Annotated in this window: 14 protein-coding genes; all 14 read right to left on the bottom strand. The window is 68.8% G+C overall.

The features are described 5' to 3' along the window. Positions 1–17: 17 nt before the first annotated feature. The 14 genes from I7X43_RS01935 to I7X43_RS01995 are packed head-to-tail and all read right to left on the bottom strand — an operon-like array spanning position 18 to position 13,271. Entirely contained in the window at positions 18–1,256 is a 1,239-nt protein-coding gene (locus I7X43_RS01935) for a beta-ketoacyl-ACP synthase (protein WP_198099201.1), read from the bottom strand. Then, positions 1,253–1,987: a 3-ketoacyl-ACP reductase FabG2 gene (locus I7X43_RS01940; RefSeq protein ID WP_198099202.1), complete on the bottom strand. Its 735-nt coding sequence runs from the start codon at positions 1,985–1,987 to the stop codon at positions 1,253–1,255. The genes I7X43_RS01935 and I7X43_RS01940 overlap by 4 nt, the downstream gene beginning before the upstream one ends. Beyond that, a complete protein-coding gene (locus tag I7X43_RS01945) occupies positions 1,984–2,424 on the bottom strand; it encodes a hotdog family protein (protein WP_246480089.1) in 441 nt (146 codons plus the stop codon). Before I7X43_RS01945 ends, I7X43_RS01940 begins: the two co-directional genes overlap by 4 nt. A 4-nt stretch (positions 2,425–2,428) precedes the next feature. Further along, positions 2,429–3,607 (bottom strand): beta-ketoacyl-ACP synthase, encoded by a 1,179-nt coding sequence (locus I7X43_RS01950; RefSeq protein ID WP_198099204.1) that lies wholly within the window; start codon positions 3,605–3,607, stop codon positions 2,429–2,431. A 3-nt stretch (positions 3,608–3,610) separates the two neighbouring features. Next, positions 3,611–4,183, bottom strand: coding sequence for a DUF3261 domain-containing protein (locus tag I7X43_RS01955; protein ID WP_198099205.1), 573 nt, complete (start codon positions 4,181–4,183; stop codon positions 3,611–3,613). Continuing rightward, positions 4,180–6,504 (bottom strand): MMPL family transporter, encoded by a 2,325-nt coding sequence (locus I7X43_RS01960; RefSeq protein WP_198099206.1) that lies wholly within the window; start codon positions 6,502–6,504, stop codon positions 4,180–4,182. Before I7X43_RS01960 ends, I7X43_RS01955 begins: the two co-directional genes overlap by 4 nt. Then, the gene (locus tag I7X43_RS01965) at positions 6,497–7,087 is read right to left on the bottom strand and encodes a LolA family protein (protein WP_198099207.1); all 591 of its coding nucleotides are present in this window, start codon (positions 7,085–7,087) and stop codon (positions 6,497–6,499) included. Before I7X43_RS01965 ends, I7X43_RS01960 begins: the two co-directional genes overlap by 8 nt. Next, on the bottom strand, positions 7,084–7,512 hold the full coding sequence (locus I7X43_RS01970) for an acyl-CoA thioesterase (protein ID WP_198099208.1): 429 nt from the start codon (positions 7,510–7,512) through the stop codon (positions 7,084–7,086). The genes I7X43_RS01965 and I7X43_RS01970 overlap by 4 nt, the downstream gene beginning before the upstream one ends. Continuing rightward, positions 7,499–9,055 carry an HAL/PAL/TAL family ammonia-lyase gene (locus I7X43_RS01975; protein ID WP_246480090.1) on the bottom strand — a complete coding sequence of 519 codons (1,557 nt, stop codon included), beginning with the start codon at positions 9,053–9,055 and terminating at the stop codon, positions 7,499–7,501. Before I7X43_RS01975 ends, I7X43_RS01970 begins: the two co-directional genes overlap by 14 nt. Beyond that, complete coding sequence (locus tag I7X43_RS01980) at positions 9,036–9,977, bottom strand: lysophospholipid acyltransferase family protein (protein ID WP_198099210.1); 942 nt, start codon at positions 9,975–9,977, stop codon at positions 9,036–9,038. The genes I7X43_RS01975 and I7X43_RS01980 overlap by 20 nt, the downstream gene beginning before the upstream one ends. Beyond that, on the bottom strand, positions 9,974–10,705 hold the full coding sequence (locus tag I7X43_RS16300; protein ID WP_246480091.1) for a glycosyltransferase family 2 protein: 732 nt from the start codon (positions 10,703–10,705) through the stop codon (positions 9,974–9,976). Before I7X43_RS16300 ends, I7X43_RS01980 begins: the two co-directional genes overlap by 4 nt. After that, entirely contained in the window at positions 10,702–12,420 is a 1,719-nt protein-coding gene (locus tag I7X43_RS16305; protein WP_246480092.1) for an ApeI family dehydratase, read from the bottom strand. Before I7X43_RS16305 ends, I7X43_RS16300 begins: the two co-directional genes overlap by 4 nt. 19 nt (positions 12,421–12,439) lie before the next feature. Further along, a complete protein-coding gene (locus tag I7X43_RS01990) occupies positions 12,440–12,979 on the bottom strand; it encodes a COG4648 family protein (RefSeq protein WP_198099212.1) in 540 nt (179 codons plus the stop codon). 13 nt (positions 12,980–12,992) lie between these two features. Continuing rightward, a complete protein-coding gene (locus tag I7X43_RS01995) occupies positions 12,993–13,271 on the bottom strand; it encodes an acyl carrier protein (protein WP_198099213.1) in 279 nt (92 codons plus the stop codon).

Below are 13,271 nucleotides of genomic sequence, written 5' to 3' on the forward strand. Positions count from 1 at the left end.
TCCCATGAAGGTGCCTATCAGGCACGACGCAGAATTAACGAGGTGTTGACCCCGCCAAAGGCGAAATTGTTGCTCATGACGTACTCAGCATCGAGGTCGCACCCGCCCCCCATGACATACGCGATGTCCCCACAGTGAGGATCAATCGAGGCGAGATTGAGCGTGGGGCAAACCCAACCTGACTTCATCATCTCGGCCGAAAGCCAGGCCTCCAGTGCGCCGCAGGCGCCCAGGGTGTGGCCCATGTAGCTCTTGAGCGAGGAGATGGCAATCCGGTTGCCAAACACGGCCTGCGTGGCCTGGGTCTCGGCGATGTCGCCGTGCTCGGTCGCGGTGCCGTGGCCGTTCACGTAGGGGATGGCCGCGGCATCCAAGCCGGCATCTTCCAGCGCCAGGCGCATGGCCTGGGCCATGGTCTCGGCCTTGGGTTGGGTCACGTGGGCGCCGTCGCTGTTGGTGCCGTAGCCCACGATCTCAAACAGCACTGTCGCGCCACGCGCCAAGGCGTGCTCGCGCTCTTCCAAGATCAGTGCGCACGCCCCCTCGCCCAGCACCAGGCCATCGCGATCCTGGTCATAGGGGCTGGGTGTCTGGGTGGGGCGGTCGTTGTGGCGCGTGCTGGTGGCAAAGAGGGTGTCGAACACCGCGGCCTGGCTGGCGTCCAGCTCCTCCGATCCCCCGGCCACCATGGCCACCTGCTTGCCCGACTGGATGGCCTCGTAGGCGTAGCCGATGCCCTGTGAGCCCGAGGTGCAGGCACTGCTGGTGGTGATGATGCGACCCGTGATGCCAAAGAACACGCCGATGTTGACCGGCGCCGTGTGGGCCATCATGCGGATGTAGGTGTTGGCGTTGATGCCCTCGGTGGTCTTCTCTTTGATCATCAACGAGAAGTCGGCAAACGCCGCCGGCTCCCCGGAGCAACTGCCCCAGCTGATGCCCATGCGGCCACTGGTGACCAAGGGGTCGCCCAAGAGGCCCGCCTGCGCCAACGCTTTTTCGGTGGCAAAACAGGCCATGGAGGCCACGCGGCCCATGGAGCGCATGGTCTTGCGGTTGTAGCGCTCGCGCGGCAGCTCAAACGGCTGCACGCGGGCGCCCACGCGGGTGTTCAAGCCCTCGATCTCGTCCCACTCGGCAATGCGCTGCACGGCACTGATCCGGCCTCGCAACTGCGCCTCGATATGGGGCCAATCGTGCCCCAGCGGACTGAGCGCACCGACGCCCGTACAGACCACCCGTTTCCCGGTTTTCATCCCACCATCCCTCCATTGACCGAGATGACCTGGCGCGTGATGTACGCCGCATCCGGTCCCATCAAAAAGCTCACCACGGCCGCCACTTCTTCGGGCCGCCCCACGCGCTTGGCGGGGATGATCTTGAGCGCCTCTTCCAGCAGATGCGGATCGACCATCTCGGTGTCGATCAGCCCCGGCGCCACGCAGTTCACGGTGATGGCGCGGCTGGCCAGTTCCACCGCCAGCGCCTTGGTGGCACCGATGATGCCGGCCTTGGCCGCGCTGTAGTTGACCTGCCCGCGGTTGCCCATGATCCCCGACACCGAGGCCAGCGTGACGATGCGGCCCGGCTTCTTGCGCCGCACCAGCGGCATGGTGAGCGGGTGCAGCACGTTGTAGAAGGCGTCGAGGTTGGTGTGGATCACCGCATCCCAATCTTCGGCCGGCATGGCCGGGAAGGCGTTGTCGCGCGCAATGCCCGCATTGGCCACCACACCATAGGGGCAGCCGTGCTGTTCGAGGTCGGCCTCCAGCGCCGCCTGCGTGGCCGCACGATCCGCCACATCAAACTGCAGCACGCGGGCCTTGCGGCCCAGCGCGCGCACCTCGGCCACGACGGCCTCGGCCTCGTCACGCCGGCTGCGGCAATGCACCACCACGTCGTAGCCATCGCGCGCCAGACGCAAGGCAATGGCGCGGCCAATGCCCCGGCTGGAGCCCGTCACCAAGATCGTTTGATCGGCGTTCATGTGGGTGTCTCCCCTCGCAAAAAGGCCGCGGGATCGTCCGGGCCGAACACATTCAAATGGGCACGGGCCACGCACTCGGACCCGATCTCGATCTGGGCCTCGAATTGCCCCAAACCGTTGTCGGCCTGGAACAGGCGCTGCACGCGGATGCACAGCGTCTCCCCCACGCGGAAGCGGTCGCGCTCGCAGGTGTAGCGGCGCGTGCCCAGCAAAAAGCCGATGGTGGGTGCCCCCTCGGCGGCGCGGCGTTGCGCCCCGGCCCAGGCCGCCACCGTTTGGGCCATGTACTCCACCCCCGTGCTGGGGCTCAACCCCCCGTCGCGCACCAGCAGGTGGTCGGGGCGCAGCGTGGCCTCGGCCACGGCGTGCTCCGCACCCACTTCGACCAAGCGATCGAGCCAACTCATGGCGCCGCGATGCGGCACAAAAGCATCCATGGATTCAGTCATCGCGTGTCAAGACCAGGGCCGCATTGCTGCCGCCAAAGGCAAAGGAGTTTGACAAGACAGCACGCGGAGCTTGCGCCAGGCGCTCCCCGGGCTGCACCAGGCGCAGGGCCGGCAAGCCCGGGTCCCGCGCGCCCCCCAGGTGATGGACCGGCAGGCTGCCCTCGCCGCGCAAGGTCAACCACGCCACCGCGGCCTCCAGGGCCCCCGCCGCGCCCAAGGTGTGGCCGGTCAAGGGTTTGGTGGAACTGCAGGGCACGTCCAGCCCAAACACCCGTGCCACGGCCTGGCTCTCCATCGCATCGTTGTGCGGGGTGGCCGTGCCGTGCAGGTTGATGTAGCCGATGTCCTGGGGCTGCAAGCCAGCGCGCCGCAGCGCCTCGCGCATGGCGGCCTCGGCCCCACGGCCGCTGGGTTCTGGCGCGGAGATGTGGTGCGCGTCGCTGGCCTCGCCCCAACCGGCGAGGCGCACCGCACCGGGCCCGGCGGGTTCACGGGTCATCAGAAACAGCGCGGCCGCTTCACCGATGTTGATGCCCTTGCGCTCGGCCGCCAGGGGCTGACAGCGCTCGGCACTCACGGCCTCCAGAGCGCTGAAGCCGGCCACGGTGAAGTCGCACAGGCTGTCCGCGCCCCCGCACAGCACGGCATCGGCCAGACCGGCTTGCAGCAAACGGGCGGCGCTGGCCAGGGCCTTGGCGCTCGAGGAGCAGGCGGTGGAAATCACGTAGGCCGGTCCGGCGGCCCCGCTGGCTTGGGCCAGCCATTCGGCCGGGTTGCCCATCTCCTGCCGATGCAGGTCATGGGTGGCAGGCAAGGCACCGTCGCGCGCCCAACGCTGCCAATCGGCCTCGCTCTCCCCGACCCCCGACGTGCTGGTGCCCAGCACGACCGCGACCCGCTCGGCGCCATGGCGACGGCAAGCCTCGGCAGTGGGCTGGCACAAGGGCGCCAAGGCGGCCGCCAGCAGTGCGTTGTTGCGGCTCTGCCAGCGCGGCGCGGCCGTCAGCTGCGGCAGCGGCTGCCGCACCCGCCCCAAGTGCAAGCTGCGCCCGTCCCGCCACGGCTCCGGGGTCACCCCCGACGGCTGAGGCGCCGTCAAGGCCCGCCAAAACGCGGCCGGGCTGTCGCCCGCCGCGCAGATCAAACCCAAATGATTCAAGTAGGCCGACATGGTTTATTCCAAGGGCTGCGATTCGATGCGCAGCCGATACCGTTCCGCCCGGTTGTCAATCTCGGCGCGCTGGGCATCCACGCGCCGCACACACACACGGGCCTCACCGGCGTGGCGCAACACGCGCTCCCCGGCGTGGGTTTGCTCCAGCGTCCACCCCGGCGGCAGCAGCGCCTGCAAGGCACCCAGGGGGGCATAGACCAAGGCAATGTCGCGCAGCACCCGTTCGGGGTCCACCGCCGCGGGCAACAAAGGATGGCGCTGCACTTGCATGTGCACACCGTCCCAGACCAGGCTGAGCACGCGCTGGTGCATGGCCAAGGCCGCCAAGCGCACCGTTTGCGCATCGACCTGCAGCACGACCTCCAGGGGGCGCTCGCGCTGCTCAGGCCCATCGGCGGAAGCGCCCTCCGCCGCCGGCGCCTCCAGCACGGTCAAGCGCTGCGCCAAATGGAGTTCTTGGCCGAAGGCCGCTGGCGCCACGCGCAGCCCCGGCAAGCTGGGCGGTGCCACAGGCGTCGCGCAGGCGCACAAGCCCAGCAGCATGCCGACCCAGACGAACGCACGTCGGTTCATAGGCGACGCTCCCGCGGGATGAAGAAGGGCGTAAAGAACCACGCCAACAGCACCCCCAGGCCCAGGGTCCAACCAAAAGCCTGCAAGGCCGGGGTCGCCGAGAGCGCCAGCAGGCCAAAGGACAACCAGGTGCAGGCCGCCGCCAAGGTCACAGACAGGAAGCTGCGGCCGTCGCGCCGGTCCGGCTGGGCCAACAAAAAGATGCCGTAGTCCACACCCACGCCGAGTAGCAAGAGCAGGGCCAACACGTGGAAGAGCTGCAGGGGCGCGCCCCAGGCCGCGAGCAGCGCCACGGCCCCGGCGCCGGCCAGCACGGTCGGCACCCAGGCCCGCCAGGCCTGACGGCCAAAACGCCACGCCAGCAGCAACGCCACCGCCCCCACGGCCAGCGCCAACACCACGCCCATGCGCACGCGCTGACGGGCCAACAGGGTCGAAACCTCGCCCACCTTGTCCACCCAGCGCACGGCCGATCCGGAGGCCGCTCGCTCGACCCCCTCCGCCCCATCCGAGTCCTGCGCCAAGCGGGCCAACCGCGGCTGTGCGGCAGCCGACGCACCGCGCAGCAAGAGTACGCTGTGCCAGTGGCCCTGGGCATCGGGGCCCAGCCATTGATGGCGCGCGGTCTCCGACACCGGCGCAGCACGCCAGGCCTCCACCGTCAACCAGGCATCCCCCCGCGGCGCGGCGGCGCTCAGGGTTTGATCCAACTGCGCTTCCAGCGCCGGCCGCACCTCGGCCCAGCGCTGCGCCACCAGGGCCCGGTCGCTGGCTTGGCGCGCCGCCGACGGCACCCAATCGGAGACGGCCTGCCAGCCCCGGATCAGGCCTTGATCGACCAGCGGCTGCAAGCGGGCCTTTAGGGCTTCTTCGCGCTGCAGCAAGGCCTCGGCCGATGCCGCTTCCAGCAAATAGAACTGCGCCAGGTTGGGGAGATCCAGGCGCCGACCGAGCTCCACCTGGTCACGCATCAACTCGGGCGGTGTGGACTGCAGCAAGCGGATGTCGTCGTTGGCCTGGACGCGCAAAAGGCCCACGACGAGCAGCGCGGCGAGCGGCAGCCCCATCCACCAGCTGCCCACAGGCCAGGCCGCCCACACCCGCGAAAGGCCGCGCATCAACGGACGCGGGGGCACCTCGCCGCGGTCCAAGAACGGGAACCACAGCACCGTGGAGACGAAGGCCGCCACCAGGCCCGCGGCCGAAAACACGGCCACCTGTTGCAGGCCCGGGAAAGGCGTGCCGGCCAACAGCAGGTAGCCCGCCAGGGTGGTGCTGAGGGCCAATCCCATGGGCGGCAGCTGCTCGCGCATCACGGCCCAGCGGTCGGCCGCCGCACGCCCGACACGAGCGGCGTAATAGCTGCTGGCGTAGTTCTCGGCCACCCCGACGAGGGTGGCGCCAAAGACCAGCGTGATGAGGTGCAGCTCACCAAAGACCGCCACCGTGAGCGCCACCGCGCACAGCAAGCCACTGCCCACCGAGAGCAAGACCAACAAGCGGGGCCGCACGCGCGCGAAGGCAAGCCAGCTCAGCAGGAACACCCCCACCAGCGAGGCGGCGGCGATGGCGTGCATCTCCCGCTGCGCCTGGGCCGCCGCGGCATGGGCGTGCAAGGGCACGCCCGCGGCCATTACCCGCGCCGGTGCGGCGGCGGCGCGCCCAGCGGCCACGGCGGCGGCCAGATGCTCGTTATCGGCCAGGGCAAAGGCGCTGCCCGTCCCTTCGACCATCACCAGCGCCCAGACGCCATCGGCAGACTTCAGCAGCAAGCGCCCGGCCTCGACCCGCACGGCGTTTTGGCTGGCACGCTGGGCCAGCCAAGCGCCCAAGGTGTTGAAGGGGTCCTCCCGCCACGGCACCACGCGCGGCAGGCCCAGCGGCTGCAACAGGCTGGCCAGCGCCTGCGCGCCCAGGGCCGCCCGATCGCCTTGTTCCAGTTGTCGCCGCTGCCCATCGGTCAGCAGCGCCCCCGGGTAAGGCGCAAAAAAAGACAGCCAGGCGCTGGCTTGGTCGTCGGGCACACGGTCGCGTACCACCGCCTGCGGCGCCTGGGCGCGCAAGGCGGCGGCCAAGCGGTCCGCCGCAGCCCCGCCGTCATCGGCCTGCACCAGCACCACCACCCGGCCGTCGCCCGCCTTCGCCAGCTGACCCAAGGCGCGCTCCACTTCGGGGCGACGTTCGTCCTTGGGCAGCATGGCCAAGACGTCGGTGTTCAAGCGCACGCGCCCCGTCCCCGCGGCCAGGGCCAAGGCGGCAGCCAACAACAACAGAACGCCCGCCCAGCCCCAGGCCGCGCGGCGCCAGGTTCGCTCAAGCAAGGGCACGGGCCTCCTCGGGGCTGGGGGCGGCCGGAGCGCGGGCTTGGTCGTCCAAGCGAATCAGGCTGCGATCACCCTGCGTCTCCAGCAGTTGGATGCGCCGCAGCTGCCGATCCCCGTCCAATTCGATGCGCTGAAACAGTTTGGCCAGGCTGGCATGGCGCGGCTGCAATTGCGCGCGCCAGCCCTTGTCGCCCACCAACTCGGCCTGCGTGTGGAACTGCGCACCCAGGGCGACCAAGTCGCCGTCCAGCAGCGCCAGCATGAGCTGTGTGACCACGCGCACGCTGGGCTCCTTGCTCGCCTCCAGCTGCACCGCGTCGCCGCGGATGGCCTCGCGCGTCAGCGCCAGCTGCGAGGCAAACGGGGTCAAGGTGCGCCAAATCAGGCCCTTGCCACGCAGCAGCAAATAGTCACCCGTGCTCTTGATCGGCTTGGCAAAGCCACTGACCCAACGCTCCTGCTCGAAGCGTCCGCGGGCCAGCGCCGGCTGGTGCAAACGCTTGCCGATGTCGCTCAGGGTGTCGGCCCGCACGAGCGGAGGCAACAGACCGAGGGCCCAACAGACCGTGCGGCGCTTCATCGCGTCACCCCCAATTTCTCCCACAGCACCGGCGGGCACACAAACTGCAGTTCGCGCGTGGCCCACACCACCGCCACCTGGACGGTGTGGGCGCGCGTGAGCACGCGGCCGCTGGCGGCATCGGTGATGAGGTAGTCCACGCGCAAGCGGTTCTCCCACTCCGTGATGGCGGCGCGCACCCGCAGGGTCATGCCGTATTCCACCGCGCCCACGTACTTCAGCTGCAAATCCACGATGGGCCAGGCATAGCCACTGGCCTTCATCTGCGGGTAGTCGTAGTCGAACTTCTGCAGCAGGGCGCAGCGCGCGACCTCCAGGTATTGGACATAGCGCCCATGCCAGACCACGTCCATCGGGTCCAGGTCATGGAAGGCCGGGGTCAGCTCGACCTCGTGCACCAAGCGCGGATCTTCACGCCCCGGCATGTGCATCCTCGTAGGGGCGCCAGGCCTCGTCCCGCAGTGCCGACAAAAGGGCCTGCAACTCGCCATCCAGGGCGCGGTCTTCTTGGATCAAGGCGATGCGGCCGTTCAAATCGGCCTGCCACGCCTGCAGGGTGGGCCCCAGGTTCAGCGGAGCCAAACGCTCGCGCAGGCCCAGGCCCTGACGGGCCGCGATCAAAAGGGCCGCCACCACCTGGTCGCACAGGTCCAGCACCCGCAAGGCATCGCGCGCGGCAATGGTGCCCATGCTGACCTTGTCTTGGTTGTGGCATTCGGTGCTGCGGCTGAACACCGAGGCCGGCATGGTGTGCTTCAGCGCCTCGGCCGTCCACGCGGACACCGAAATCTGCAGCGCCTTGAGCCCGTGGTTGATGGCCGCCCGCTCGCCCACCGCCCCCGACAGATTGGCCGGCAAGCCGTGGTTGAAGCGGGCATCCACCAAGAGGGCGAGCTGGCGATCCAGCAGGTCGGCGATGTTGGCCGCGGCGGTCTTCAGCGTGTCCATGGCCAGGGCGATGTGTCCGCCATAAAAGTGACCGCCATGCAGCACGCGCTCGCCCTCAGCATCGATCAAGGGGTTGTCGTTGGCGCTGTTGAGCTCGTTCTCGATGAGCTGGCGCAGGAAGGGCAAGCTGTCTTCCAGCACCCCGATCACATGCGGGGCGCAACGCAGCGAGTAGCGGTCCTGCAAGCGTTGCTCGTTGCGGCTGGGGCGATCGCTGGCCAAGTCGGCACGCAAGCGCGCGGCCACCCGCTGCTGGCCCGGATGGGGCTTGGCCGCAAACAAGGTCTCGTCGAAGTGATGGGCGTTGCCCTGGCTGGCCACAACATTCGCGGCCGTGCAGCGCGTGGCCAAGCGCGAGAGCTGGTCCGCCCGGCGCCAGGCCAGGCACGCCAGGGCGGTCATGACCGCCGTGCCGTTCATGATGGCCAGGCCCTCCTTGGGGCGCAGACGGTGCGGGGTCAGGCCCACCGCGGCCAGCGCCTGCGCGGCCGGCATCGACGTGCCCTGGAACCACACCTGCCGCTCGCCGCACAGAACCGCCGCCACGTAGCTGAGTGGCGTCAAATCCCCGCTCGCGCCGACCGAACCTTCGCTGGGGATCTGGGGCAGGATGTCGTGTGCCAGCAGCGCCGCCAATTGGCGCAGCAGCGCGTAGCTGACGCCCGACACGCCCTGCGCCAAGGACTGCAGGCGCACGGCCAGGACCGCACGCGTTTGCTCGGGGCTCAAGAGTGCGCCCGCACCGCAGCCGTGGTAGGTGTAGAGGTGCTGGGGAAGTTGCTCGACCAGGGCGGGCGGGATGCTGACGGTGCAGCTGTCGCCATAGCCGGTGGTGATGCCGTAGACCACGCCGTCCTCGGCCAACAGGCGGGCGACGAATTCGGCCCCCGCATCGATGCGACGCACAAAGGCGGTGGCTTCGCTCAAGCGCGCCACCGCTTGACGGCGGGCCAGCGCCACCACGTCCTCCAGCCGCAGCGGCTGACCGTCGAACAAAACCTCAGGCAGGTTGGAGGGCATCGGGACGTTCCCAGAAAGCATAGAAGTTGAACCAGTCATAAGGCGCTTCGCGCAGCAGCGCGGTCAAGGCATCGGCGTAGGCTTGGGCGTGGGCCTGCAGCGCTTGCGCACGCTGGCCGCGCGGCAGCAGCACGCGCTCGGCCAGACGCGCCACGCGGATCGAGTAGCCCGCCCCTTGGTGCACACAGGCCAACAACAGCAAGGGACACCGCAGCAGCGCGGCCAGCACATAAGGGCCCACGGGCAGCGGGGCCGGGTGGCCCAAGAAGTCCACCCACGCCACTTGCTGCGAGTGCAAGGGCACGCGATCGCCCGCAATGGCCACCCAGCCGCCAGCCTCCACCACCGCCAAGAGCTGCTGCGCGGTGGCGGGGCCGAAGTCGCTCACCTCCAGTACACGCACGCGTGCCTGCGGGTCCAAGCGCTCCAAGATGCGATTGAAGGCCTGGGCATGCGCCGTGTGCACCAGCACGGTCAGGTCCAGCGCCGCCTTGCGCTGACCCATCACCCGGCACAGCTCCAGGCAGCCCATGTGGGCCGTGACAAAAATGCCGCCGCGCCCGCTGGCCCTCGCCGCTTCCAGTTGCTCCAAACCCTGTTCACGCACCCGCTCGAACGGGTAGCGCCCGGCCATGGCCAACAGCTTGTCCAACAGCGTCTCCGCGAACAGGCGCACGTGCATCAAACCCTGCCACGCGCCGGGTGCGCGCGCGAACACGCCCGGCTGGGCGCGGTGCAGGCGCTGCAAATACTGCAGGGACGCGGCGCGCAGCCCGGGACGGGTGCACCAGTGAAGCAGCACGACCGGGAACATCAGGCCACGAAAGAACCCGCGGCCCAGCATCCGGTGCACGGCGTACAGCAGCCAGACGCCACCCACAAAGGTGTGCTCGCCCAAAGCCGCCCAGTGCGTGGCCTTCATGCCACCACCTTGCGCCACAGCAGCAGCGGCAGCCGGCGCAACATGCCGAAGAACAAGCGGGTGTGCATCCAACTGATGCGCACGTTGTCGCGCCACACGTCAAAGTGCGACACGCCGTCCACGGGGTAGTGCACCCGCGTGGGCACGTTGATCACCTGCAGGCCCCGCCACATCAGCCGCACCGCGATCTCGGTGTCGAAGTCCATGCGTCGTCCGATGGGCTCTTCATCGATCAAACGGCAAGTGGCTGCGAGCGGGTAGAGACGAAAGCCGCACATGGAATCGCGCAGCGCAAAGCCAAGCGTGTTGATCCACACCCAGATGTGGGTGGCGTAGCGGCCGTAGAGACGCCCCTTGGGCACGCTGTGGTCGTAGATCGGATGGCCACAAATCAGGCGCTCGGGATGCTGCTGCGCGGCCTCGACAAAGCGCTGCGCATCCGGTGCGTGGTGTTGGCCATCGGCGTCGATTTGCAAAGCGTGCGTGAAGCCCGCCGCCTGCGCGGCGCGGAAACCCGCCAGCATCGCCCCGCCCTTGCCTTGGTTCTGCGGCAGGCGCAACAGTTGCACACCCGGGGTGCGGGCCAGCGCATCGAGGGCCTCGGCATGGGTTGGCGCCGACCCATCGTCGACCAAGAGCACGGGCAAGCCCTGCGCGCGCAAACGCTGCACCACAGCCCCGACTTGGGTGCCGTGGTTGAAGACCGGGATCAGGGCCGTGACCTTCAAGCCGTCGCCCCGGAAAAGCAAAGGCGCCCACTGGCATGTGCGCCCACTTCGCTGCTGAAAGCGAAACGCAGCTGGCGCTTGCTGGCGTCCCACTGCAGACGCAACTCCACGCAGCTGTCCGGCCGAATGACTTGCTGAAACTTCAGTTGCTCGAGGCCGTTCACGTGCGGCGGCAAGTCCGCAAAGACCTCGCGCGCCAAGCGCTCCACCCAATCGAGTTGCACCACGCCGGGCAGCACCGGATGACCCGGGAAATGCCCCTCGAAACCCGGGTGACGAGCCTCGACATCCAGCACGAACCGCACGCCCTCGTCGGGGCGCGTCATCGACCGCACCGCAGGGCGCAGCGGATCGAACAGGGCCTGCAAAACGGCCTGCGGGGTCTTGCCCTGGGCGTTCACCGGCAGCTCGGCCATCAGCCGATAGCGGCGCGGACGCACCGTGGGTTCGAGCACTTCGGCCAGCGCCGCCCGCCGCTGGGCGAGCCATGCCGCGCGGCCCCCGCGCTCAATTGACGCCCATCCCGCCACATCCGGCACCAAGACCACACCCAGCTCATGGCGCAAGCCGGGCAACACGACGAGGCGCACATCGGCGACTTCGCCGCAGCCACGCAGGGCCTGCTCCACCGCCGTCAGCGAAACGCGCTTCTCCTCGATCTTGACGATGCGATCGGCGCGCCCCAGCAACTCAAACCCATCCCATGCGGCACGGGCACGATCCTGCGTGGGCCACCAATCGGGTGTCGGCAAGTGCGGTGAGCGCAGGTAGAGCCGCTCGTCCCGCAGCTCCCAGGTCACGCCCGGCAAGGGGCGCCAGGCGGCGTCCTCCCCGGCGCCCGGCGCGCGCTGGCGCCATGCCACACCGCCGGTCTCGCTGCTGCCGTACACCTCGATGGGGGTCTGACCCAGCTGTGAAAAGCAAGGCGCCAGGGCTTGAGCGGGAAGCGGCCCGCCCGAGGAGAACAAGGCCGCCAGGCGCGGTGCCAAAGGCTGCAATTGGCTGGCCTCCAGCCGCTTCAGGTGCGCAGGGCTCGCTACCACGGCCAAACGCGCCGTGCCGGCCCCCAAGTCCTCGAGATAGGCCACGCGCTGCGCCACCAAGGGCCGGCCAGCGGCCAGGGGCCACAACACCCGAAACAGCAAGCCATAGATGTGCTGGTGGCTGACCGTGGCCACCACCCGGTCCACACCCTGCAAGCGCATGCCAAAGGCCGCTTCCAGCGCACGCACCTCATCAAACAGCTGATGCAAGTGCTTGGGCAAGGCGACCGGCTCTCCGGTCGTTCCCGAGGTGAAGACCACCAAAGCCTCGGCCTCCGGATCCAATGGGGACCAGACGGCGTGGTCGAGCGCCGGCTCAGCGGACGCGGCCTCATCCAGGCGCAGGGGCGCGAGGGCCTGGGGCCAGTCCCCAACCAAAGGGATGCCCAGCTCCTGCAAACGTCGGGCTGTGGCCGGGAGCGCATCGCCCGGCCACCACACGGTGCGCCCGGCGTGCCAGGCCGCAAACAGCGCGGCGGCTGCGCTCAGCGCATCTTCGAAATAGAGGGCACTCGCGGGGTGAGGCTGCCGCTCTAGCGCTAGGCGCCAGGCCTGGGCCTCGGCGAGCCAATCCGACCAGCGAACAGGCTGCTGGCCGCGCCAGCCCACCGGCTGCTGCAAGCGGGCCTCCGCGATCGGGGCCGCCAAGCCCAAGGTCAACTCACGCCACATCCCTCGCGACCTTCCCGCGTCAAGGCGCCGCGCGCACACGGCGCCGCACGCACCATTCGGCACCCATCAACGCCCCCATCAGCACATAGGCCAAGGCGCCGTTGTAGAACGCCCAAACCGCATCGGAGGCCCACAGGGCCGTGCCCAGGGCGATACCGCCGTTGAAAACGAAAAAACCGCACCACACCTGGGTCACCCGCCGCGTGTAAGCCACGCCCCGCGCATCCAGATGGGGCTCGCGCCAGCGGGCGATGCGCTCCACCACCGTCGGCCCCTGCCAGAGGCTAAAGCCGAACAGCGCCAAAAAACCCAGATTGACCACGGCCGGATACAGCTTGAGGGGCAGTCCTTCGTTGAACCAAACGCTCGCCGCGGCCAGGACCATCGCACCGCCGGCTAACGCCAACGCCACGCGACTGCGCGTGAGGGCGAAGCGCAGCACGCCGAGCGCCGCCAGCAACAAGGCCACCTCCCGGGGCTCGGCCTGGGCCTGCACCAGGCCCCAATACACGAGCAGCGGATAGGCCGCCAGCAAGGCGGCTCCCAGCACTTTGGCCACGCCGGGCTTTCGATCAGGCCACGCTGGGCAGCGAGCCTTCTTCCTTGGCCTCGTTCAACAAACCCTGCAACGCGTTGATCACGTCCTGCAAGGTACGCACGGCTTTGAACGCTTCGGGTTGCAGGCGTTTGCCCACCAGAGGTTTGAGCTTGACGATCAGGTCCACCGCGTCGATGGAGTCAATGTCCAGGTCGTCGTACAACTTGGCTTCGGGGTGGATGCGTTCGGGTTCGATATCGAACGTCTCGACCAGGATGGCCCGCAGCCGCTCAAAAATTTCTTGATTCGTCAT

The sequence above is a fragment of the Inhella gelatinilytica genome, assembly GCF_016093295.1.
Taxonomy (GTDB): Bacteria; Pseudomonadota; Gammaproteobacteria; order Burkholderiales; family Burkholderiaceae_C; genus Inhella; species Inhella gelatinilytica.

Bases quoted from the DNA above. Each gene is read 5' to 3' on its own strand.
- I7X43_RS01935 (WP_198099201.1), bottom strand. From the start codon at position 1,256: ATGAAAACCGGGAAACGGGTGGTCTGTACGGGCGTCGGTGCGCTCAGT.
- I7X43_RS01940 (WP_198099202.1), bottom strand. From the start codon at position 1,987: ATGAACGCCGATCAAACGATCTTGGTGACGGGCTCCAGCCGGGGCATT.
- I7X43_RS01945 (WP_246480089.1), bottom strand. From the start codon at position 2,424: ATGGATGCTTTTGTGCCGCATCGCGGCGCCATGAGTTGGCTCGATCGC.
- I7X43_RS01950 (WP_198099204.1), bottom strand. From the start codon at position 3,607: ATGTCGGCCTACTTGAATCATTTGGGTTTGATCTGCGCGGCGGGCGAC.
- I7X43_RS01955 (WP_198099205.1), bottom strand. From the start codon at position 4,183: ATGAACCGACGTGCGTTCGTCTGGGTCGGCATGCTGCTGGGCTTGTGC.
- I7X43_RS01965 (WP_198099207.1), bottom strand. From the start codon at position 7,087: ATGAAGCGCCGCACGGTCTGTTGGGCCCTCGGTCTGTTGCCTCCGCTC.
- I7X43_RS01970 (WP_198099208.1), bottom strand. From the start codon at position 7,512: ATGCCGGGGCGTGAAGATCCGCGCTTGGTGCACGAGGTCGAGCTGACC.
- I7X43_RS01975 (WP_246480090.1), bottom strand. From the start codon at position 9,055: ATGCCCTCCAACCTGCCTGAGGTTTTGTTCGACGGTCAGCCGCTGCGG.
- I7X43_RS01980 (WP_198099210.1), bottom strand. From the start codon at position 9,977: ATGAAGGCCACGCACTGGGCGGCTTTGGGCGAGCACACCTTTGTGGGT.
- I7X43_RS16305 (WP_246480092.1), bottom strand. From the start codon at position 12,420: ATGTGGCGTGAGTTGACCTTGGGCTTGGCGGCCCCGATCGCGGAGGCC.
- I7X43_RS01995 (WP_198099213.1), bottom strand. From the start codon at position 13,271: ATGACGAATCAAGAAATTTTTGAGCGGCTGCGGGCCATCCTGGTCGAG.